This window comes from Micromonospora globosa, from assembly GCF_000717585.1.
Classification (GTDB): Bacteria; Actinomycetota; Actinomycetes; order Mycobacteriales; family Micromonosporaceae; genus Micromonospora; species Micromonospora aurantiaca.
Window position 1 is genome coordinate 193,901 of sequence record NZ_JNZR01000006.1, and the last position, 22,165, is coordinate 216,065.

Genomic DNA, 22,165 nt, shown 5'->3' on the forward strand with positions numbered 1-22,165 from the left:
GGCGCGGCGTCCTAGCTGTGCCGCTGCCAGAGGTCGCGCAGGGCGTCCCAGTTGCCGCCGAGCCCGGCGCCGCACGGCGTCTCCATGTAGATCGCGCTCGTGTTGTCGTCGCGGCCCCACCAGATGCCGCAGACCGGGCGGCCGTCCTGGCCGTTGCCGGCGTACTCGACGTAGCTGCCCTGCGCCCCGCTGACGCCGCCGGTGGCCGGTCCGGCCTCCCGCATGCCCGGCGCGAGCGCTCGGCCGATGATGCCCATCTGCTGGCGGAAGGCGCGCGCCGCCTCCTTCTTCTCGGCCGACTCGTACTCGGCGAAGTGCACCGACACGCCCAGGTAGCGGCAGAAGACGTGCTGCTTCTCGCCGGCGGCGAGCCCGGGGCCGCTCTTCTCGGTGTTGATCGCGCAACCGCCCACCCCGTCGAGCCACGGCTCGGCGATCGGCATGAGCGTGGCGTCGAACTTCGCCTTGTTCAGCGACTGCTGGGTGGCCTCGTAGAGCGCCGGGGAGGCGCTGGCCGCCGGAGTGGACGGTTCGCCACCGTCGGCGAGCGATCGTCCGGCCAGCAGACCGGCGCCGCCGGCGAGCACCGCCGCCATGACCAGACCCCCGATCCACAGGCCGGTACGGCTCTTGGGCGGGCGGGCGACCGGTGCGATCCGGGGACCGCCGGTCGGCACGAGCGGATCCGGGGCGGTGGCCTGGGCCGGGATCGCCGGCACCGGCATGCCCGGCGACACCGGCATGCCGGGCGACACCGGCGCGCCGGACGAGACGGGCGCGCCGGAGACCGGCTGCTGCGGCGTCATCGCCCACGGCTGCGGGCTCCATGGCAACTGCGGCGGGGACGAGACCTGCTGCGGCGGCGCGGACACCGGCGGGGGCGGCGGGAGGATCTCGGCGGTGGCGGTGCGCTGGTAGTCCATGCCCAGGCTGCGGAACAGCCGCTCGGCAGCGCCGTCCTCTTCGGACGGGTACGCCACCCAGGGCTGGCCGGCGGCGAAGTCGGAGTTGACGTACCGGTGGCCGCCGGGCGTCTGGGCCAGCACGTTCGCCGCGTTGGTGAACGCCTCGCGCCAGCGCTGGTCACCGGCTGCGGCGCCGTCCAGGACCGCCACGGTCAGCGCGCGGTCCTGCCCGTCGAGTGCGGCCCAGGCCCTGCCGACCTGGCACTCGCCCAGCACCTCGGTGAACCTGTACGGACCTTCCGGCTGCATGCCCCACTCCTCTGCTCACCCGCCGTGCGGATAGTACAGAGAGCACGCCCGTCGGATCTCCCTGCGGTCGGGCCACTCTTGCGCTCTGAAAGTTTTCATGCATAGAGTCAGCTCGTGAATGAAAGCGGTGCGGCCTCCCCTGACCGCCTGCTCGACCTGTTCCACGGCGTACGGCTCACACCGACCCAGCGCCGCATCGCCCACTGCCTGGTGCGGCACGCGGGCGCGGCGGCGTACCTGTCCGCCGCCGAGGTGGCCGAGCTGGCAGGCGTCAGCCAGCCGTCGGTGACCCGGTTCGCCATGGCGCTCGGGCACGACGGCTACCCCGCGCTGCGCCGCCGCCTGCGGGAACTCACTGTCACCGGGTCGGCCGGACCGGCCGCCGGCAACGCCCTGCAACGGGCGGTGCACGCCGAGCGGGACAATCTCAACCGGCTCGCCGCACAGCTCGCCGACGCCGGCCGGGTCGCCGAGGTGGGGAAGCTGCTCGCGGCCAGCCGTCCGCTGCCGGTGCTCGGGCTGCGCGCCGCCGCGCCGCTCGCCGCGTACTTCGCGTACTTCGCCGCCAAGGTGCACCCGGACGTGCGGGTGCTCGACGACGGCGGCAGCATGCTGGTCGACCGCCTGGACCAGGCGGTCGCGACCGGCGCGACGGCGATGCTGGCGTTCGTGCTGCCCCGCTACCCCCGCGAGACCCTGGACGCGCTGCGCGAGGCCCGGGACGCCGGGCTGACGGTCGTGGCGATCACCGACTCGCCGGTGAGCCCGGCCACCGAGCACGCCGAGGTGGTGCTGCCCGCCGCCGTCGGCGCCGACCTGGTCTTCGATCTGCACACCGCCCCGATGACGCTGGCCATGGTGGTGCTCCAGGCGATCTGCGACGCCGCACCGGCCGAGACCCAGAACCGGCTCGAGGCGTTCGAGTCGTCCGCCGCCCGCCGCCAGTTGTTCCTCGGCTGAGAGGAGTACGAGATGCACCAGCCCGTCCGCGCCGCCCGCGGCACCGCACGCACCGCGAAGGGGTGGCCGCAGGAGGCCGCCCTGCGGATGCTGATGAACAATCTCGACCCGGAGGTGGCCGAGCGCCCCGAGGACCTGGTGGTCTACGGGGGCACCGGCAAGGCGGCCCGGGACTGGCCGTCGTACCACGCGCTGGTGCGGACGCTGACCGAGCTGCGCGACGACGAGACGATGCTCGTGCAGTCGGGCCGCCCGGTCGGGGTGATGCGCACCCACGAGTGGGCGCCGCGCGTGCTGCTGGCCAATTCCAACCTGGTCGGCGACTGGGCAACCTGGCCGGAGTTCCGCCGCCTGGAGTCGCTGGGCCTGACCATGTACGGGCAGATGACGGCCGGGTCCTGGATCTACATCGGCACCCAGGGCATCCTCCAGGGCACGTACGAGACGTTCGCCGCGGTGGCCGAGAAGCGCTTCGGCGGCACGCTCGCCGGCACGCTGACGCTCACCGCCGGGTGCGGCGGCATGGGCGGCGCGCAGCCGCTCGCGGTCACCATGAACGGCGGCGCCTGCCTGATCGTGGACGTGGACCGGTCCCGGCTGGAGCGGCGGGCGCACGACCGCTACCTCGACGAGATCGCCGACTCGCTTGACGACGCGGTCGAGCGGGCGCTCGCCGCGAAGCGGGACCGGCGGGCCCTGAGCGTCGGTGTGGTCGGCAACGCCGCCACCGTCTTCCCCGAGCTGCTGCGCCGAGGCGTCGCCATCGACATCGTGACCGACCAGACCAGCGCGCACGACCCGCTGTCCTACGTGCCGGAGGGCGTGGACCTCGGCGACGCGCGGGACTACGCGGCGGCCGAGCCGGCCGAGTTCACCGACCGGGCGCGGGCGTCGATGGCGAAGCACGTGGAGGCGATGGTCGGCTTCCTCGACGCGGGCGCCGAGGTCTTCGACTACGGCAACTCGATCCGGGGCGAGGCCGAGCTCGGCGGATACGAGCGGGCGTTCGACTTCCCCGGGTTCGTGCCCGCGTACATCCGGCCGCTGTTCTGCGAGGGCAAGGGCCCGTTCCGCTGGGCCGCGCTCTCCGGCGACCCGAAGGACATCGCCGCCACCGACCGGGCCATCCTCGACCTGTTCCCGGAGAACGAGTCCCTCGCCCGGTGGATCCGGATGGCCGGCGAGCGGGTCGCGTTCCAGGGCCTGCCGGCGCGGATCTGCTGGCTCGGCTACGGCGAACGTGACCGCGCCGGGGTGCGGTTCAACGAGATGGTGGCCTCCGGCGAGCTGAGCGCGCCGGTGGTGATCGGCCGGGACCACCTCGACTGCGGCAGCGTGGCCAGCCCCTACCGGGAGACCGAGGCGATGGCCGACGGCTCCGACGCGATCGCCGACTGGCCGCTGCTGAACGCGCTCGTCAACACCGCGAGCGGCGCGTCCTGGGTGTCCATCCACCACGGCGGCGGCGTCGGTATCGGCCGGTCCATCCACGCCGGGCAGGTCTGCGTGGCCGACGGCAGCGCCCTGGCCGGGCAGAAGATCGAGCGGGTGCTCACCAACGACCCGGCGATGGGCGTGATCCGGCACGTCGACGCCGGCTACGACGACGCCCGCGAGGTCGCCGGGCGCACCGGCGTCCGCGTCCCGATGACCGAAGCGTAAGGAAGGGCCCCTTGTTAACGCATTCGGTAGAGGAAGGGTCCCTTCCTAACGGGTTCCGGAAGCTGTGGGACGAGATCGCGCCGATCGGGCGCGACGAGGGCAGCAGCGGCTACCTGCGCTACGCACTGACCGAACCGGAACTGCGGCTGCGGGAGTGGTTCCACAACCAGGCCGACGCCCGCGGGATGCCGGTTCAACAGGACGGCAACGGCAACCTGTTCGCCTGGTGGGGCGACCCCGAGACCGGCGGCGCCGTGCTCACCGGCAGCCACTTCGACTCGGTGCCGCACGGCGGCGCGTACGACGGTCCGCTCGGCATCGTCAGCGCGTTCCTCGCCGTGGACGAGCTGCGGGCCGCGGGCGTCACCCCGGACCGGCCGGTGGTGGTGGCCGCGTTCGTGGAGGAGGAGGGCGCGCGGTTCGGCGTACCCTGCCTGGGGTCTCGGCTGCTCACCGGCGAGATCGACGTCGACCGCGCGGCCGGGCTGCGCGACCAGGCCGGGACGACCTTCGCCGAGGCGCTCGGCGAGCGGCCGGCGGGCGCCGACCCGGCGCTGCTCGGCCGCTTCGCGGCCTTCGTGGAGCTGCACGTCGAGCAGGGCCGCGCGCTGGTCGACCAGGACGCGCCGGTCGCGGTGGCCTCCGCGATCTGGCCGCACGGCCGGTGGCGGTTCGACTTCACCGGCGAGGGCAACCACGCGGGTACGACACGGATGGCCGACCGCCGCGACCCGATGCTCACCTACGCGTTCACAGTGCTGGCGGCGAACAAGGAGGCCCGGCTGCGCGACGCGCACGCCACGGTGGGCCGGGTGTCGGTCGAGCCGAACGCCACGAACGCGATCCCGTCCCGGGTCACCGGCTGGCTGGACGCGCGGGCGGCCGAGGCGGAGACGCTGTACGGTCTGGTCGAGGCGGTACGCACCAAGGCCGCCGACCGGGCCGGCCGCGACGGCACCGCGCTGACCTGCACGCAGGAGTCGGCGACCCCGCTCGTCGCGTTCGACCGCGGGCTGGCCGACCGGCTGGCCGCGCTGCTCGGCGCGCCGGTGCTGCCCACCGGCGCCGGGCACGACGCGGGCGTGCTGGCGGCGCACCTGCCCACCGCGATGCTGTTCGTGCGCAACCCGACCGGGGTGTCGCACTCCCCCGCCGAGGCGGCCACCGACGCCGACTGCGCCGCCGGGGTGGCCGCCCTGGCCCGGGTGCTGGAGGAGCTGGCATGCCGCTGACCCGCTGGCTGGCCGAGTACGCCTGGCTGCCCGATCGCGCCGAGCCCACCCGGGACGTGCTGATCGAGGCGACCGACGGGCGGCTCACCGCGGTCACCCCGCTGGCCGTGGACGGTCCGCCGACCGCCGGGGTCGAGGTGCTCGGCGACGCGGTCCGGCTGCCCGGCCTGACGGTGCCCGGCCTGGCGAACGCCCACTCGCACGCGTTCCACCGGGCGCTGCGCGGGCGCACCCACGACGGGCGCGGCGACTTCTGGTCCTGGCGCAGCCTGATGTACGCCGTCGCGATCCGGCTCGACCCCGATTCCTACCTGGCGCTGGCCCGCGCCGTGTACGCGGAGATGGCGCTGGCCGGGATCACCTGCGTGGGCGAGTTCCACTACCTGCACCACGGTCCCGGCGGCACCCCGTACGAGGACCCGAACGCCATGTCCGCCGCGCTCGTGGAGGCCGCCGCGCACGCCGGGATCCGGCTCACGCTGCTGGACACCGCGTACCTGGCCGGGGGCGTGGACGGTGCGCCGCTGGCCGGGCCGCAGCGCCGGTTCGGCGACGGCGACGCGCTGCGCTGGGCGGAGCGGGTGGACGCGTTCCGCCCGTCCGACGAGCACGTCCGGCTCGGCGCGGCCATCCACTCGGTGCGCGCGGTCCCGGCCGGGCAGCTCGCCACGGTGGCCGGCTGGGCCGACCGCAACGGACTGCCGCTGCATGTGCACCTGTCCGAGCAGCCGGCCGAGAACGACGCCTGCCGGGCAGTGCACGGGTGCACCCCGACGCGGCTGCTGGCCGACCACGGCGTGCTCGGCCCGCACACCACAGCCGTGCACGCCACCCACCCGACCGCCGCCGACGTGGCGCTGCTCGGCGACAGCCGTACCCGGGTCTGCGTCTGCCCCACCACCGAACGCGACCTGGCCGACGGGGTCGGCCCGGTACGCCGGATGGCCGACGCGGGCAGCCCGCTGAGTCTGGGCAGCGACAGTCACGCCGTGGTGGACCTGTTCGAGGAGGCCCGCGCGCTGGAGATGGACGAGCGACTGCGTACCCGCAGGCGGGGGCACTTCACGCCGGCCGAGCTGCTCACCGCCGCCACCGTCGGCGGGCACGCCGCGCTGGGCTGGGGCGACGCCGGCCGGCTCGCCGTCGGGCAGCGGGCCGACCTGGTCACGGTACGGCTCGACAGCGCCCGCACCGCCGGGGTGCCGCCGGTCGGCGCGTTCTTCGCCGCCACCGCCGCGGACGTGACGAGCGTCGTGGTGGACGGCCGGCCCGTGGTGGACGGCGGCCGGCACCTGACCGTCGACGTACCCACCGAGCTGCGGGACGCGATCGCGGCGGTGACCGCGAAGGAGGACTCGTGACGCGCGGCAGCCTGCTCGTCGACCACATCGGCGAGCTGGTCACCAACGACGGCCGCGACGGCGACCCGCTCGGCATCCGCCGCGACGCCGCGCTGCTCATCTCCGACGGCGAGGTGGCCTGGACCGGTCCGGCCCGGCACGCGCCGGCCGCCGACCGGCGGATCGACGCCGGTGGCGCGGCGGTGCTGCCCGGCTTCGTGGACAGCCACGCCCACCTGGTCTTCGCCGGGGACCGGGCCGCCGAGTTCGCCGCCCGGATGGCAGGCGAGCCCTACACCGGCGGCGGCATCAGGACCACAGTCGGCGCCACCCGCGCGGCCTCCGACGACGACCTGCGCGCCACAGTGGGCAGGCTGCACGCGGAGATGCTGCGGCAGGGCACCACCACCGTCGAGATCAAGAGCGGGTACGGCCTGAACGTCGCCGACGAGGCCCGCTCACTGCGGATCGCCGCCGAGTTCACAGGCGACACCACGTTCCTCGGCGCGCACGTGGTCCCGGCCGAGTACGCCGACCGCCCGGACGACTACGTGGGCCTGGTGTGCGGGCCGATGCTCGCCGCCGCCGCGCCGTACGCCCGCTGGATCGACGTGTTCTGCGAGCGGGGCGCGTTCGACGCCGACCACGCCCGCGCGATCCTCGCCTGCGGGCGGGCCGCCGGTCTGGGCGTACGGCTGCACGCCAACCAGCTCGGTCCCGGGCCGGGCGTCCGGCTCGGCGTGGAGATGGGCGCGGCCAGCGTCGACCACTGCACCCACCTGACCGACGCCGACATCGACGCGCTGGCCGGCTCGGAGACTGTCGCCACACTGCTGCCCGGCGCCGAGTTCTCCACCCGGTCGCCGTACCCGGACGCCCGGCGGCTGCTCGACGCGGGCGTCACAGTCGCGCTCGCCACCGACTGCAACCCCGGCTCGTCGTACACGTCGTCGATGCCGTTCTGCCTCGCGCTCGCCGTACGCGAGATGCGGATGACCCCGGCGGAGGCGGTGTGGGCCGCGACCGCCGGCGGGGCGGCGGCGCTGCGCCGCACCGACGTGGGGCGGCTGACCCCCGGGGCGCGGGCCGACCTGATCGTCCTCGACGCCCCGTCCCACCTGCACCTGGCCTACCGGCCGGGCGTGCCACTGATCCGCCAGGTCCTGCACAACGGAGTACCGCGATGACCACAGTGACCATCCTGTCCACCGGCGTCACAGCCGCCGACGTGCTCGCGGTGGCCCGCGGCACCGCCAAGGTCGTGCTCGACCCGGCCGCCACCGAGGCGATGGCGACCTCCCGGTCCATCGTGGACCGCATCGAGGCGGCCGGTCGCCCGGTGTACGGCGTCTCCACCGGCTTCGGTGCCCTCGCCAACACGTTCGTCGCCCCGGAGCGCCGGGCCGAGCTTCAGCACGCGCTGATCCGCTCGCACGCCGCCGGGGTGGGCGCGCCGATGCCGCGCGAGGTGGTACGCGCCATGATGCTGCTGCGGGTCCGCTCGCTGGCGCTCGGCCGCTCCGGGGTCCGTCCGCTGGTCGCCGAGGCGCTCGTGGACCTGCTCAACCACGAGGTCACCCCGTGGGTGCCCGAGCACGGCTCGCTCGGCGCGTCCGGCGACCTGGCGCCGCTGGCGCACTGCGCGCTGGTGCTGCTCGGCGAGGGCTGGGTGCTCGGCCCGGCCGGTGACCGCCTCCCGGCCGCCGACGCGCTGCGCCGGGTCGGGCTGAAGCCGGTGTCACTCGCCGCCAAGGAAGGGCTGGCGCTGATCAACGGCACCGACGGCATGCTCGGCATGCTGCTGCTCGCCGTGTCCGACGCCCGGTACCTGTTCGCCATGGCGGACGTGACGGCGGCGCTGGCCATCGAGGCGATGCTCGGCTCGGAGCGGCCGTTCCTGCCCGAGCTGCACGCGATCCGCCCGCATCCCGGTCAGGCCGCGTCGGCGGCGAACATCCACCGGCTGTTGCAGGGCTCGGCGGTGATGGACTCGCACCGCGACGACCTGGCGCACGCGGTGCAGGACGCGTACTCGATGCGCTGCGCCCCGCAGGTCGCCGGCGCGGCCCGGGACACGCTCGACTTCGTCGAGGTGGTGGCCGGCCGGGAGCTGCTGTCGGTGGTGGACAACCCGGTGGTGCTGCCGGACGGGCGGGTCGAGTCGACCGGGAACTTCCACGGCGCGCCGCTCGGCTTCGCCGCCGACTACCTCGCCATCGCCGCCGCCGAGGTGGGCGCCATCGCCGAGCGCCGGGTGGACCGGCTGCTGGACGTCACCCGTTCCCGGGAACTGCCCGCGTTCCTGTCGCCGGACGCCGGGGTGAACTCGGGCCTGATGATCGCCCAGTACACCGCCGCCGGGATCGTGGCGGAGAACCGCCGGCTGGCCGCGCCCGCCTCGGTCGACTCGCTGCCCACCAGTGGCATGCAGGAGGACCACGTCTCGATGGGCTGGGCGGCCACCAAGAAGCTGCGCACCGTGCTGGACAACCTGACCAGCCTGCTCGCGGTGGAGCTGCTGGCGGCCGTACGCGGACTCCAGCTCCGCGCGCCGCTGACGCCGTCACCGGCCGGACGGGCGGCGCTCGACACGCTCGGCCGCACCATCGGCGAGCCGGGACCGGACGTGTTCCTCGCGCCGCTGATGGAGGCCGCGCGCGAGGTGGTACGCGGCCCGGAGCTGCGCGCGGCGATCGAACGGGAGATCGGCCCGCTCGCCTGAGCGGGCCGGTCCGGCGTTCTTCGGGTGCCCGGTCGGCGCTGGGCCGGGTGCCCGGTGGGGGCGGGTCAGGCGGCGGGTGGGAGCACCTTCGCGACCAGCTTGGCCAGTTCCCGCAGCGCCTTGCCGCGGTGGCTGACCGCGTCCTTCTCCTCGGGCGTCAGCTCCGCGTTGGTGCGCTCCTGCCCGTCGCCCAGGAAGATCGGGTCGTAGCCGAAGCCGCCGTCGCCGCGCGGCGCGCGCAGCAGACGGCCGGACTGGCGGCCGTCGACCAGGTGCTCCTTGCCGCCGGGCAGCACCAGCGCGACGGTGCAGACGAACGCGGCGCCCCGGTGCTCGTCCGGCACGTCGGCGACCTGGTCCAGCACGAGCTGGAGGTTGGCCCGGTCGTCGCCGTGCCCCCCGGACCAGCGGGCGCTGAACACACCCGGCATGCCGTTGAGGGCGTCCACCGCCAGCCCGGAGTCGTCGGCGATGGTCGGCAGGCCGGTACGCCGGCAGCCCTCCCGCGCCTTGATCAGCGCGTTCTCGCCGAACGTGAGGCCGGTCTCGGGCAGCTCCGGGTACTCCTCGACGTCGTCGAGGCCGAGCAGGGCGATCCGGTGCGCGCCGAGCGCGCCGTCCAGGATCCGCTGGAGTTCGACCAGCTTCTTCCGGTTCCGGGTGGCGAGCAGGACCTTGTTCATGACGAGAGCGCCTTCCGCTGCGCGTCGGCCAGTTCCAGGCAGCCCGCCACGCCCAGGTCGAGCAGCGCGTCGAGCTGGTCGCGGGCGAAGACGCCCGCCTCACCGGTGCCCTGCACCTCGACGAAGTCGCCGGTGCCGGTGCAGACCACGTTCATGTCGACCTCGGCGGTGACGTCCTCGGCGTAGCAGAGGTCGAGCATCGGCTCGCCGCCGATCACGCCGACGCTCACCGCGGCCACCGAGCGGTGCATCACCTTCTCCACCTTGCCGGCCAGCGCCTTGCGCTCGGCCAGCCAGGTCACCGCGTCGTGCAGCGCGACGTAGGCACCGGTGATCGCGGCGGTACGGGTGCCGCCGTCGGCCTGGAGCACGTCGCAGTCCAGCACGATCGAGTTCTCGCCGAGCGCCTTGAGATCGACGCAGGCGCGCAGGCTGCGGCCGATCAGCCGGGAGATCTCGTGGGTCCGGCCGCCGACCTTGCCGCGGACGCTCTCCCGGTCCGAGCGGGTGTTCGTGGCACGGGGCAGCATCGCGTACTCGGCGGTCACCCAGCCCAGCCCGGAGCCCTTGCGCCAGCGGGGCACGCCTTCGGTGACGCTCGCCGTGCAGAGGACCCGGGTGGCGCCGAACTCGACGAGCACCGAGCCCTCCGGGTGGGTGCTCCAGCCCCGGGTCAGGGTCACCGGTCGGAGTTGGTCGGGTTGCCGCCCGTCAGGTCGCGCCATGCCTGCACCCTATGCGGTGCGGTGATCGCACCGCCCGCGGGTGCCCGCCGACACGACAGGGCCGCCGCCGGGCTCAGACCTCGTAGCAGGCGCCGGGCCGGACCACGTCCAGCGGCCCGGCGTACGCCCCGGCCGCCGCCTCCACCGTCTGCGACTCGCTGCCCCAGGCGGGTACGAGATGGGTGAGCAGGAGCCGTCCCACCCCCGCCTTGGTGGCCGCCTCGCCGGCTTCCCTGCCGGTCAGGTGCAGATCCGGCGGGTTCTCCACGCCGTCCATGTAGCTCGCCTCGCAGAGGAACACGTCGGCGTCCTGGGCCAGGCGCAGCAGCGCCTCGCAGGGCGCCGTGTCGGCGGAGTAGCAGAACACCCGGCCGCCGTGCTCCAGCCGCACCCCGTACGTCTCCACCGGGTGGTTCATCCGGTCGACCGTGACGGTGAACGGGCCGATCGGAAACGTGCCCGGCTGGAGGCCGTAGAACTGGTAGACGTCCTCCACCGAGCCCTCCTCCTGCCCGTACGCGGTGGCCAGCCGGTCGGGCGCGCCGGAGGGGGCGTACATCGGCAGGGGCGGGTACGGGCCGTCCGGAGCGTACCGGCGTACCACCACGTAGGACACGGCGTCGAACATGTGGTCGCAGTGCAGGTGGGTGAGGAGGATGGCGTCCGGGGCGTGCAGCCCGACGTAGCGCTGGAGCGTGGAGAGCGATCCCACGCCGAAGTCGATCAGAAGCCGGAAGCCCTCGGCTTCCATGAGATAGGCCGAACAGGGCGATTCGGGCCCCGGGAAGCTGCCTGCGCAGCCGAGGACGGTCAGTCTCATCCGGTGGCCTCGATCTCACCATGAGTAGTCGATGCGCCGGCGGCGGCTCCGCCGATGATCTCTACCGACGCGCTCGCCACGCTGCGCAGCCTACGCGTCGCCCCGGTCGACCAAGAATCATCTGCCGGAAGTTGTCATCAACGTGACACCCATACACGTCCGCTCCGGACGAGACCGGCGGTCCGGCCGGCGGGCACGCCACCGACCGGACCGGCCATCGGTCCGTCAGGCCCAGAGCTGACCCTCCAGGGCCTCCTCCGCGTCGGCGAGGGTGCCGCCGTACGCGCCGGTCGACAGGTATTTCCAGCCGCCGTCGCAGACCACGAACGCCACGTCCGCGCGGCGGCCGTCGCGGACCGCCTCGTGCGCCACCGCGAGCGCGGCGTGCAGGATGGCCCCGGTGGAGAACCCGGCGAAGATGCCCTCCACCTCGACGAGCTGCCGGGTACGCAGCACCGCGTCCCGGGTGCCCACGGAGAAGCGGCGGGACAGCACCCCGGCGTCGTACAGCTCGGGCACGTAGCCCTCGTCGATGTTGCGCAGACCGTAGACCAGCTCGCCGTAGCGCGGCTCGGCCGCCACGATCTGGATGCCCTCGACCTTCTCCCGCAGGTAGCGCCCGGTGCCCATGAGCGTTCCCGTGGTGCCCAGCCCGGCCACGAAGTGGGTGATGCCCGGCAGATCCTGGAGCAGCTCCGGCCCCGTCGTCTCGTAGTGCGCCCGGGCGTTCGCCTCGTTGCCGTACTGGTAGAGCATCACCCAGTCCGGGTGCTCGGCGGAGATCTGCTTCGCGGTCGCGACCGCCTGGTTCGAGCCGCCGGCGGCCGGCGAGAAGATGATCTCCGCGCCGTACATGCGGAGCAGTTGCACCCGCTCGGTGGAGACGTTCTCCGGCATCACGCAGACCAGCCGGTAGCCGCGCAGCTTCGCCACCATGGCCAGCGAGATGCCGGTGTTGCCGCTCGTCGGCTCCAGGATCGTGTCACCCGGACGCAGCCGGCCGGACTCCTCGGCCGCGCGCACCATGAACAGGGCCGCGCGGTCCTTGATGCTGCCGGTCGGGTTCCGGTCCTCCAGCTTGGCCCAGAGCCGCACCGGCGGCGCCCCGGCCGGGACCGTCGGCGAGAGCCGGGGCAACCCGACCAGCGGGGTGCCGCCGCAGGCGTCGAGCAGGCTGTCGTACCGCGCCATCGCGGACCCCTCAGCGGGCGGCGCGCGTGGAGACCGCGTGCGAGGCGATCGCCGCGGCGGCCGCGAAGCCGAACGCGCCGCCGGCGACGGCCGGCAGGATGGTCACGCTGTCGCCGTCGTTGAGCTTGGCGTCGAGCGCGCCGAGGAAGCGGACGTCCTCGTCGTTGACGTAGACGTTGACGAACCGGTGCAGCACGCCCGCCTCGGTGACCAGGCGGGCCTTCAGGCCGCCGTGCCGGGAGTCCAGGTCGGCGATCAGGTCGGCGAGCGTGTCGCCGCTGCCCTCGACGACCTTCGCGCCGCCGGTGTAGCTGCGCAGGATGGTGGGGATGCGAACCTCGATGGCCATGGTGTCTCGTGCTCCTCGTTCGGGATCGTGCCAGGTGACGGGAAAAGGAAGGTGCCGGCGCTGAAGGTCAGCGGTCGGAACACTCGTAGTCGACCGTCGCCGGGCTCTGCCCGAACATGTAGGACTGGACGGCGTTCGGGTCCACGGCGGCATCCACGATCTCCACCGGTTCCTCGGTGACCACGCCGTCGACGATCCGGAAGGAGCGGATCTCCTCGGTGTCGGGCTCGCGGGTCGAGACGAGCAGGTAGTGCGCGCCCGGCTCGCCGGCGAAGGAGACGTCCGTACGCGACGGGTAGGCCTCCGTCGCGGTGTGCGAGTGGTAGATGACGACCGGTTCCTCGTCGCGGTCGTCCATCTCGCGCCACACCCGCAACTGCTCCATCGAGTCGAACTCGTAGAACGTCATGGAGCGGGCGGCGTTGTCCATCGGGATGTGCCGGGCCGGGGTGTCGCTGCCGACGGGACCGGCGACCACGCCGCACGCCTCGTCCGGGTGGTCCCGACGCGCGTGGGCGACGATCGCGTCGATGATCGACCGGTCGATGCTCAGCACGCCGCCAAGCCTAGCGCCTGGCCGGCCCGGGCGGCGAGGTGGCGACCGTCACCACTCAGTCGATCAGCGCGTTGAGCAGGGACTCCTGGAGATATCCGAGATAGGCGTAGACCGACAGTTGGAACACCCGGGACGAACCCGGGTCCGCGGCCACCGCGTCGTCGAGTTCCTCGCCCAGGTCGGTGCCGTCCTTGATCTCCAGGCGTACGCCCATCGCCAGCCGGGCGTCGTTCAGCGCCCGCAGCCACGCCTCGGCCGCCTCCGCGTCCAGCCGTACCTCGCCACCGGCGTCACCGTCGGGCAGCGCGGCGAGGACGGCGCCCGCCTGGTCGATCTTGCCGGTCTTCAGGTCGCCCTCGGTGTAGCGGCGGAACTCGGCGGTGCCGGCGTCGTCGTCCGGGTAGACGTCGGGGAAGAGCCGCCCGACCACCGGGTCACCGTGGTCGAAGCCGTCGGTCAGCAGGCCGACCACCTCGTTGGCGACCTTGCGCAGCACCCGGACCTCGTCGACCGCGAACGTGGCCACGTAGTGGTCGCCCCGGCGGCGGAACATGCTCATGACCGGTCCACCGTCGCCCAGAGCCCGTACGCGTGCAGTTGCGCCGCGTCGTGCTCCATCCGCTCCCGCGCGCCGCTGGAGACCACGGCCTTGCCCTTGTGGTGCACGTCCAGCATGAGCCGCTCCGCCTTCTCCCGGCTGTACCCGAAGAGCTTCTGGAACACCCAGGTCACATACGTCATCAGGTTGACCGGATCGTCCCAGACGATGGTCACCCATGGCCGGTCGGAGACCGGCACCTCTTCGGTGTCCGGCGTCTCGACCGGCGCAACCTGTGGAGCCGCCATGCCCCCCATCGTGCCACCGGATCCGGGGAACCGATGAACCGGAACGGCGCGCGGGTCGTCGTCACCCGCCCGGGCCGCGTACGCGAGCCCGGGTCGCCGTGTGCCGGCGGCGTGGTCAGGCAAGCAGGATGCCGTGGTCGACCGCATCGGCGAGCACCGCGCCCAGCGAGAGACGGATCACCTCGAAGCGGCGGGACACCTCGCGGGACAGTTCGAGTTCGACCTCGCGCAGCGCGCGCTGGGCCCAGGAACGGGCGGCGTTCGGGTCGTTGTTGCCGGGCGCCCGCCAGTGCTGCCAGCAGCCGCCGTTGAGGGCGACACCGACTGGCGGGAGCACCTCGTCACGCTGCGCGCCGGGCAGCCCGGCCAGCGCGTCCAAGGCGCCCGCACCGGTCAGCCCGGCGACCCCGGCCGTGCTGGTCACCAGGAGCACCCGGTCCAGCTCGGGGCCGTCCGGGTGGTCGGCCAGGCCCCAGCGCACCGCGTGGGTGATCCGCCGGCGTACGCCCTCGGCCAGCGGCGCGCCGAACACCCGGGCGGCGGCCTCGTCGACCAGGCCGCGCACGGCCTCGTCGCACTGGGCGGTGGCGAGCAGCGACAGCGCCTCCAGCTCCCGGTCGAGCATCTGCGGCAGGCCGGCGCAGCCGACCCCGAAGACGATCTCCTGCACCACCCGCAGGTGGATGTTGGCCAGTTCCAGGGCGAGGTGCTGGCGGATCCGGCGGGCGCAGGCGCGGGCCTGGCGGTCGATCCGGTCGGCCAGCTCACCCGGCTCGACACCGGCGAGCACCGGCACCCGGCCGTGCGCGCCGGCCGGCACCGGCGGGCGGGCGCTGCCGCGACGCAGCACCTCGTCGGCCGCCCAGCCGACCAGCGCCCGGCGCAGCTGCGGCAGCTCGGCGCGGCGGGCCGGGAACCACCGGGCCGGGGTGAGCGCCGGCACCGCGGCCAGCAGCGCCGCGCGGTGCGCCTCGATCGAGACCGACACCGGGTCGAGCCGCCGGGTGGGCCCGGTCCGGCCGGGTGCCGCCCGGTCCTGGGCCTGTGCGCCGTCGCCCGGCGTCGCCGGGCCGGTCACGCCGGGCGTGACGGCGAAGAACACCTCGACCGGGGTACGCGCCACCTCGGCGAGCAGGTGCAGCTCGGCCGCGCTGAACGCCTGGTCAGCGGAGATCACGAAGAGCAGCGCGCCGGCCCGGCCGACGGCGTCGCGCAGCACCCGGCCGCCTGCGACGCCGAGCGTGCCGGTATCAGGCGTGTCGACCACCGCGAAGTGCCGCAGCAGCGGATCGGGCAGGCTCAGTTCGACCCGGCGCGGCGGCCGGGCCAGTGCCGGGCCGGCGGCGAGCGGGTCGGCGCCGTAGGCGTGCGGCTGGCGGTAGCCCGGGACGTACGCGGCGCGGGTGGCGGTGGCGGCGTGCTGGACCAGCAGGTTGCTTCCCGGCGGTACGGCGAGCGTCGCGGCCTCGACCCCGAGCAGGCCGGCGATCAGCTCGCGCCGGTTCGCGCCGGCCGGACCGGCGACGACCACCGCCATCGGCTCGTCCGGGCCGGGCGCGGTCACCCCGAGCCGGGTCGGCAGCGGGGCACATCCGGGGGGCTCGGCCTGCCGGCGTGGGTCGGGCACGTCGACCGAAGGGAGCGGACCTGGCGTCATCAGGCGGGCCTCCCGGTCGGGCGACCGGGGTACCGGTCGCGGATTCTCCCTGGTTGCAGGGACTGCCGGAAGAGTACGGGTGTCGGCCATCCGACAACCAACACATCCGGTACTCACGGGTAATGAACAGATTACTCAACTTCACTGCGTGACGGTGCGTACGCGGACGGAACACGGTCGATATGCTGCATCGATGAGTAGGTGGGAGTTCGTCGGCCGTACTGATGAACTCAACCGTCTGTTGTCGGCGGTCGGTGGCCCGGAGGGGCGCGGGTTGCTCTTCAGCGGCGACGCCGGGGTCGGCAAGAGCCGGCTGCTGCGCGAGGGGGTGGCCGCGCTCTCCCCCGAGCGGTACGCGATCTGGTCCATCGCGGCCAGCGCCACCACAGCCGCGTTGCCGTTCGGCGGGCTGGTCCAGGTGCTGCCCGCCTCACAGCCGCAGGGCCTGTCCCCCGCCGGGATCCTGCGCTGGGCCGTGGACGTGCTCCAGGAACAGGCCGCCGGGCGGCCCATCGTGCTCGCCATCGACGACGCGCATCTGCTCGACCCGCCCTCGGCGGCGCTCGTGCACCTGGTCGCCCGCTCGGAGAACGCGTACGTCATCGGGACGCTGCGCAACGGCGAGCAGGTCCCGCTGCCGATCCGCGCACTCTGGACCGACGACCTGGCCGACCTGGTCGAACTGCGCCCGCTGTGCCGCAGCGAGACCACCGGGCTGCTCGCCGCCATCCTGGGCGGCCCGGTCGACGCCGGCTCCTCCGACCGGCTGTTCCAGCTCTCCGCCGGCAACCCGCTGCTGCTGCGGGAGCTGGTGCTGGCCGCCGACGACGAGCTGAACCGCAGGTACGGCATCTGGACCTGGACCGGGCGGCTGGAGCTGGCACCCAGCCTCACCGAACTGATCGACACCCGGATCGGCCAGCTCACCCCCGGCGTCCGGGCGGTCGTCGAACTGGTCGCCTTCGGCGAGCCGCTGGGCCTGCAACTGCTGGAACGCGCGGCCGACCCGGCGGACGTGGAGACGGCCGAGGAACGCGGGCTCATCGCGCTGGTCCACGACGACCGGCGGCTCAACGTCCGCCTGGCGCACCCGCTCTACGGCGAGGTGATGCGCCGGCACTGCCCGGTCAGCCGCACCCGCCGGCTCCAGGCCACCCTCGCCGGACTGCTGGAACAGGTCGGCAAGCGCCGCCGGGAGGACCTGCTGCGCGTTGCGGTGTGGCGACTCGACTCGGGTACGGCGCAGGACGTGGCACTGCTGCTCGAAGCGGCGGTGCAGGCGTTCGGCCGGTACGACGTGCCGCTGGCCACCCGGCTGGCCCGGGCCGCGCTGGAAGCCGGCGGCGGCACTGACGCGGCGGAGCTGCTCGCCACCATCCTCATGTTCGGCGACCGGCCGGACGAGGCGATCGGCGTGCTCGACCAGGTCGCCGGTGAGATCCACGACGACCGGCGGCGCAGCCGGTGGCTGACCGTCCGGGGCATGGTCAGCTACTGGGGGCTCAACCGTGAGTCCACCGTGGAGGAGATCGCCGCGCGCGGCGAGGAGCTGAGCGACCCCGCCGACCGGGCCCGCGTACGCGCGTTCGAGGCCACCATGCGGCTGCACCGGCTCGACGTCGACGTCGCGGTACGGCTGGCCCAGGAGGTGCTGGACCGGCCCGCCGCCCCGATGGCCGCCCGGGAGCTGGCCCGCTGCACGCTCGCCCACCTCCAGGCGGCGCAGGGGCAATACCAGCTCAGCGCCACAGCGATCGCCCGCGTGCAGGCCGAGCCGGCGTGCTGGCGGGGCGACATGCCCTACCTCCAGCTCGCCATGGAACTGGCCCGGGGCACCCGGCTGACGCTCTCCGGCGACCTGCCCGGCATCGACGCGATCGTCGCCGACGAGTTCGCCGACCTGGCCGGAGCCGGCGACTTCCGGCTCGGCACCGGCTACCTGGCCATCCTCCAGGCGTACGCGGCGCGGCTGCGCGGGCGCGGCGACGAGGCGCTGCGGACCAGCCTGGAGGCGTGCGCGGTGCTCGCCACCAGCCGGGTGTACGCGGGCCTCGCGCACGCCGAGCGCGCCCAGGCCGCCGCGCTGCGCGGGGACGTGACGCACGCGGCCGACGCGATGGCCGAGGCGGACCGGACGCACGCGCCCGGCATGGCCGTGCTCTACCCGTGGCTGGAGCAGGCCCGGGGCGCGGTCCAGGCCGCCACCGGTGACCTGCCGGCGGCCACCAAGCACCTGTGTGCGCTCGCCGACCGGCTGCGCGAGGACGGCCTGGCCGGGCACGAGCTGCTCGTCCTGCTCGACCTGGTCCGGCTGGACCAGGCCGCCGCGCCGGTCGGCCCGACCTGCACCGACGGTGGCCGGCGCACCGTGGCGCAACGCCTGGCCGAACTCTCCGAGCAGGTCGACGGCGTGCTGCCGCCGCTGGTCGCCCGGTTCGGCCGGGCCGCCGTCGACGGCTCACCGGACGCGCTGCTGGCCGTCGCCGACGGCTTCGCCGACCGGGAGCTGATCGTGTACGCGGCCGAGGCGACCGCCCTGGCCCTGCACCGGACGCGACACGTCCGGGCCGGCGCCACCGGGCCGATCCGGGAACGCCTCGCCGACCTGCTGCGCCGCTGCGACGAGATCTCCACCCCGGCGCTGCGGCTGCTGCGCCCGACGCTCAGCGAGCGGGAATGGGAGATCGCCCGCCTCGCGGCCGACGGCGTGACCAGCCGCGCCATCGCCGAGCGGCTGTTCCTGTCCACCCGCACCGTGGAGAACCACCTCCAGCGCGTCTACAGCAAGCTCGGCGTCGCCGGGCGCGGCGAGTTGCGGGCCGCACTACGGTCGATGCCGGGGCACGACGGCGCGGACCCGGGCTGAACTCTAGGCTGGGGCGGTGAGTACCCTTCGCCCCGCGCTGCTGACCGACCACTACGAGCTGACCATGGTCAGCGCGGCCCTGCGTGACGGCACGGCCGACCGACGCTGCGTCTTCGAGGTGTTCAGCCGGCGGCTGCCGGCCGGGCGCCGGTACGGCGTGGTCGCCGGGACCGGCCGGCTGATCGAGATGATCCGCGACTTCCGGTTCGACCCGGCGGAGATCGACTTCCTGCGCCGTACCGGAGTGGTGGACGACCGGGCCGCGCAGTGGCTGGCCGACTACCGGTTCACCGGCGACATCGACGGCTACGCCGAGGGCGAGCTGTTCTTCCCCGGCTCTCCGATCCTCACCGTGTCCGGGACGTTCGCCGAGTGCGTGGTGCTGGAGACGCTGGTGCTGTCAGTGCTCAACCACGACTGCGCCATCGCCGCCGCCGCGGCCCGGATGGTCACCGCGGCCCGGGGCCGGGCGCTGATCGAGATGGGCTCCCGGCGGGCGCACGAGGAGGCCGCCGTCGCGGCGGCGCGGGCCGCGTACCTGGCCGGGTTCCGGTTCACCTCCAACCTGGCCGCCGGGCAGCGCTACGGCATCCCCACCGCGGGCACCGCCGCGCACGCCTTCACGCTGCTGCACGACGACGAGCGGGCCGCGTTCGCCTCCCAGGTCGCCACGCTGGGCAAGGACACCACGCTGCTCGTCGACACGTACGACATCGCCCAGGGCATCCGCAACGCGATCGCGGTGGCCGGGCCCGAGCTGCGCGCGGTCCGGATCGACTCCGGCGACCTCGCGGTGATCGCCCAGCAGTCCCGCGAGCTGCTCGACTCGCTCGGTGCCACCGAGACGAAGATCATCGTCTCCGGCGACCTCGACGAGTACGCCATCGCCGCGCTCGCCGCCGAACCGGTGGACATGTACGGCGCCGGCACCGCAGTGGTGACCGGCTCCGGTGCGCCCACCGCCGGCCTGGTCTACAAGCTGGTCGAGGTGGAGGGGCGGCCGGTGGTCAAACGCTCCGAGCACAAGGCCACCATCGGCGGCCGGAAGGTCGCGGTCCGCCGGCACAAGCCGACCGGCACCGCCACCGAGGAGGTCATCGTGCCGCAGGGCGTACCGGACCGGCAGCCCAACGACCGGCTGCTCCAGCACTCGTACGTGGTGTCGGGCGAACCGGAGACCCTGCCCACGCTGGAGGAGTCCCGGGACCACCTGCGCCAGTGCCTGATCTCGATCCCGTGGGAGGGGCTCAAGCTCTCCGCCGGGGATCCCGCCGTACCGGTGACCGTCGTACCCGCGAGCTGAGGAGGAACCCGTCAGATGGCGAACGCCCTGATCATCGTGGACGTGCAGAACGACTTCTGCGAGGGCGGCTCCCTCGCGGTCGGTGGCGGAGCCGGCGTGGCCGCCGGCATCTCCCGGCTGCTGGCCGCCGAGCCGGACCGGTGGGACCACGTGGTCGCGACCAAGGACTACCACGTCGACCCGGGCGCGCACTTCGGCGACCCGCCGGACTACGTCGACTCCTGGCCCCGGCACTGCGTGGTCGGCACCTCCGGTTCCGAGTTCCACCCCGAGCTGGTGACCGACCGGGTGGAGGTGATCTTCCACAAGGGCGAGCACGCGGCCGCGTACTCCGGTTTCGAGGGGCACGGCCCCGACGGCGAGTGCCTGGCCGACTGGCTGCGCCGCCACGGCGTGGACCGGGTCGACGTGGTCGGCATCGCCACCGACCACTGCGTGCGCGCGACCGCCCTGGACGCCGCCCGGGAGGGCTTCCGGACCACTGTGCTGCTGGACCTGACCGCCGCTGTCGCGCCGGACACGCTCGACGTGGCGCTGCGGGCGCTCGACGGCGCCGGGGTGACAATGGTGGGCGAGCCTGTGATCACTGCCGCTTGACCGGGTAATCGCTTGCGGGTGTCGTACCCCGGCCCCAGGATGGCGCCGGAGGTACGGACCGTCGTGAACCTGAAGCCTTACCGGGAGGCGCTCGCCCTACCCGGTCTCCGATCGTTGCTGCTGGTGTCGGTGCTGGCCCGTGTGCCGCTGACCGCCACCGGGGTGACGCTCACCTTCTACGTGGTGCTCGACCTGGGCCGCGGCTACGGCGCCGCCGGCCTGGTCGGCGCCGCGTCGACGGTCGGCGCGGCGCTCGGCTCCCCGCTGCTCGGGCGGCTCATCGACCGCCGAGGGCTCCGCCCGGTGCTGGTGCTCACCACCGTCGCCGAGGCGCTGTTCTGGTCCGCCGCGCCCACGCTGCCGTACCCGGTGCTCCTACCGGCCGCGTTCTTCGCCGGGCTGCTCGCACTGCCGATCTTCTCGATGGTCCGCCAGTCGATCGCCGCGCTGGTGCCGGTGGAGAAGCGCCGCCCCGCGTACGCGCTGGACTCGATGGCCGTGGAGTTGTCGTTCATGGTCGGCCCGGCCCTCGCCGTGGCACTGGCCACCGCCGTCACGCCGCGCCTGACGCTCTGGGCGGTCGGCGCCGGGATCGTCGCCTCCGGCATCTGCTTCTGGCTGCTCGACCCGCCGATCCGGGCCGCCGACGAGCCGGCCGGGCCCCCGCGCCCGGTGCACCGCCGCGAGTGGCTCACCCCGCGCCTGCTCGCCGTCCTGGCGGTCAGCCTCGCCGCCACGCTGGTGCTCGGCGGCACCGACGTCGCGGTGGTAGCCGTGCTCCGGTCCGGTGGCGAGGTCGGCTGGACCGGCGCCGTGCTGGCCGCCTGGGCGGTCGCCTCGCTGGCAGGTGGCTTCGCCTACGGCGCGGTACGCCGCTCCTTCTCCCCGCTGGCGCTGATGGCCGCGCTGAGCCTCACCACCATCCCGGTCGGGCTGGGCGGGTCGCACTGGTGGCTGCTCTGCCTGGCGCTGATCCCGGCCGGTGCGCTCTGCGCCCCCACCATCGCGTCCACCTCCGACGCGGTCAGCCGGCTAGCCCCACCCTCCGTCCGAGGGCTGGCCATGGGCCTGCACGGCTCCGCCGTGACGGTCGGCATCGCGCTCGGCGCGCCGCTGGCCGGCGCGGTGATCGACGCCTCCGCGCCCGCGTGGGGCTTCGTGGTCACGGGTGCGATCGGCGCGCTGGTGGCGCTGGCGGTGCTCCCGATCGAGCTGCGCCACCGCCGCACCCCGGTCGACGCCCCGCCCGTGGACCCCGACCTGGCCCTCGCCTCCCGCTGACCCCCGCCCGGCGTGATCAAGGAGTCCGTGTCTCCCCGAGGCGGGGCCGAAGCCCGCACGGGGAAGTGGCTGCATCCACGCACCCCGGACACCCCCACTCCCCCGACCTGGTGCCGCACCCCGCCCCCCACCCCGGCGAACGGGCGGGGACGGGGCGGGCG

The 22,165-nt window shown here is 74.2% G+C and carries 20 protein-coding genes; 10 read left to right on the forward strand and 10 right to left on the reverse strand.

Annotation, left to right across the window (positions count from 1 at the left end):
• Window positions 1–11: 11 nt before the first annotated feature.
• Window positions 12–1,214, reverse strand: coding sequence for a hypothetical protein (locus tag IF06_RS0109270; protein ID WP_013284369.1), 1,203 nt, complete (start codon window positions 1,212–1,214; stop codon window positions 12–14).
• Between the two features lie 114 nt (window positions 1,215–1,328).
• Between IF06_RS0109270 and IF06_RS0109275 the strand changes: the two genes are divergently transcribed.
• Genes IF06_RS0109275 through hutH form a run of 6 tightly spaced genes read left to right on the forward strand, consistent with a single transcriptional unit; the run spans window position 1,329 to window position 9,130 of the window.
• Window positions 1,329–2,174: a MurR/RpiR family transcriptional regulator gene (locus IF06_RS0109275; RefSeq protein ID WP_030270265.1), complete on the forward strand. Its 846-nt coding sequence runs from the start codon at window positions 1,329–1,331 to the stop codon at window positions 2,172–2,174.
• A gap of 12 nt (window positions 2,175–2,186) precedes the next feature.
• The gene (hutU, locus tag IF06_RS0109280) at window positions 2,187–3,836 is read left to right on the forward strand and encodes a urocanate hydratase (RefSeq protein ID WP_030270267.1); all 1,650 of its coding nucleotides are present in this window, start codon (window positions 2,187–2,189) and stop codon (window positions 3,834–3,836) included.
• An 11-nt stretch (window positions 3,837–3,847) separates the two neighbouring features.
• A complete protein-coding gene (locus IF06_RS0109285; RefSeq protein WP_030270269.1) occupies window positions 3,848–5,068 on the forward strand; it encodes an allantoate amidohydrolase in 1,221 nt (406 codons plus the stop codon).
• On the forward strand, window positions 5,065–6,429 hold the full coding sequence (locus IF06_RS0109290; RefSeq protein WP_030270271.1) for a formimidoylglutamate deiminase: 1,365 nt from the start codon (window positions 5,065–5,067) through the stop codon (window positions 6,427–6,429). The genes IF06_RS0109285 and IF06_RS0109290 overlap by 4 nt, the downstream gene beginning before the upstream one ends.
• Complete coding sequence (gene hutI / locus IF06_RS0109295; protein ID WP_030270273.1) at window positions 6,426–7,595, forward strand: imidazolonepropionase; 1,170 nt, start codon at window positions 6,426–6,428, stop codon at window positions 7,593–7,595. Before IF06_RS0109290 ends, hutI begins: the two co-directional genes overlap by 4 nt.
• Complete coding sequence (gene hutH / locus IF06_RS0109300; RefSeq protein WP_030270275.1) at window positions 7,592–9,130, forward strand: histidine ammonia-lyase; 1,539 nt, start codon at window positions 7,592–7,594, stop codon at window positions 9,128–9,130. Before hutI ends, hutH begins: the two co-directional genes overlap by 4 nt.
• Window positions 9,131–9,195: 65 nt before the next feature.
• On the opposite strand, the gene rdgB is transcribed toward hutH, so the two are convergent.
• The 9 genes from rdgB to IF06_RS0109345 form a co-directional block, all read right to left on the reverse strand.
• Window positions 9,196–9,813 carry an RdgB/HAM1 family non-canonical purine NTP pyrophosphatase gene (gene rdgB, locus IF06_RS0109305; RefSeq protein ID WP_013284362.1) on the reverse strand — a complete coding sequence of 206 codons (618 nt, stop codon included), beginning with the start codon at window positions 9,811–9,813 and terminating at the stop codon, window positions 9,196–9,198.
• Window positions 9,810–10,538: a ribonuclease PH gene (gene rph, locus IF06_RS0109310; RefSeq protein ID WP_013284361.1), complete on the reverse strand. Its 729-nt coding sequence runs from the start codon at window positions 10,536–10,538 to the stop codon at window positions 9,810–9,812. Before rph ends, rdgB begins: the two co-directional genes overlap by 4 nt.
• 73 nt (window positions 10,539–10,611) lie before the next feature.
• Window positions 10,612–11,358 (reverse strand): MBL fold metallo-hydrolase, encoded by a 747-nt coding sequence (locus IF06_RS0109315; RefSeq protein WP_013284360.1) that lies wholly within the window; start codon window positions 11,356–11,358, stop codon window positions 10,612–10,614.
• A gap of 225 nt (window positions 11,359–11,583) precedes the next feature.
• The gene (locus IF06_RS0109320) at window positions 11,584–12,549 is read right to left on the reverse strand and encodes a PLP-dependent cysteine synthase family protein (RefSeq protein WP_013284359.1); all 966 of its coding nucleotides are present in this window, start codon (window positions 12,547–12,549) and stop codon (window positions 11,584–11,586) included.
• A gap of 10 nt (window positions 12,550–12,559) precedes the next feature.
• On the reverse strand, window positions 12,560–12,898 hold the full coding sequence (locus tag IF06_RS0109325; protein WP_013284358.1) for a MoaD family protein: 339 nt from the start codon (window positions 12,896–12,898) through the stop codon (window positions 12,560–12,562).
• A 67-nt stretch (window positions 12,899–12,965) separates the two neighbouring features.
• Window positions 12,966–13,454 carry a Mov34/MPN/PAD-1 family protein gene (locus tag IF06_RS0109330; RefSeq protein WP_030270277.1) on the reverse strand — a complete coding sequence of 163 codons (489 nt, stop codon included), beginning with the start codon at window positions 13,452–13,454 and terminating at the stop codon, window positions 12,966–12,968.
• Window positions 13,455–13,509: 55 nt separating this feature from the next.
• Window positions 13,510–14,013: a DUF2017 domain-containing protein gene (locus tag IF06_RS0109335; protein ID WP_013284356.1), complete on the reverse strand. Its 504-nt coding sequence runs from the start codon at window positions 14,011–14,013 to the stop codon at window positions 13,510–13,512.
• The gene (clpS, locus tag IF06_RS0109340; protein ID WP_018786685.1) at window positions 14,010–14,300 is read right to left on the reverse strand and encodes an ATP-dependent Clp protease adapter ClpS; all 291 of its coding nucleotides are present in this window, start codon (window positions 14,298–14,300) and stop codon (window positions 14,010–14,012) included. Before clpS ends, IF06_RS0109335 begins: the two co-directional genes overlap by 4 nt.
• 115 nt (window positions 14,301–14,415) lie before the next feature.
• Window positions 14,416–15,957: a hypothetical protein gene (locus IF06_RS0109345; RefSeq protein ID WP_030270283.1), complete on the reverse strand. Its 1,542-nt coding sequence runs from the start codon at window positions 15,955–15,957 to the stop codon at window positions 14,416–14,418.
• A 193-nt stretch (window positions 15,958–16,150) separates the two neighbouring features.
• On the opposite strand from IF06_RS0109345, the gene IF06_RS0109350 reads away from it, so the two are divergent.
• The 4 genes from IF06_RS0109350 to IF06_RS0109365 are packed head-to-tail and all read left to right on the forward strand — an operon-like array spanning window position 16,151 to window position 22,004.
• Entirely contained in the window at window positions 16,151–18,823 is a 2,673-nt protein-coding gene (locus IF06_RS0109350; RefSeq protein WP_030270285.1) for a LuxR C-terminal-related transcriptional regulator, read from the forward strand.
• A gap of 16 nt (window positions 18,824–18,839) precedes the next feature.
• The gene (locus IF06_RS0109355) at window positions 18,840–20,126 is read left to right on the forward strand and encodes a nicotinate phosphoribosyltransferase (RefSeq protein WP_013284352.1); all 1,287 of its coding nucleotides are present in this window, start codon (window positions 18,840–18,842) and stop codon (window positions 20,124–20,126) included.
• A gap of 15 nt (window positions 20,127–20,141) precedes the next feature.
• A complete protein-coding gene (locus tag IF06_RS0109360) occupies window positions 20,142–20,723 on the forward strand; it encodes an isochorismatase family protein (protein ID WP_013474230.1) in 582 nt (193 codons plus the stop codon).
• A 39-nt stretch (window positions 20,724–20,762) separates the two neighbouring features.
• A complete protein-coding gene (locus IF06_RS0109365) occupies window positions 20,763–22,004 on the forward strand; it encodes an MFS transporter (RefSeq protein ID WP_030270287.1) in 1,242 nt (413 codons plus the stop codon).
• Window positions 22,005–22,165: the final 161 nt, after the last annotated feature.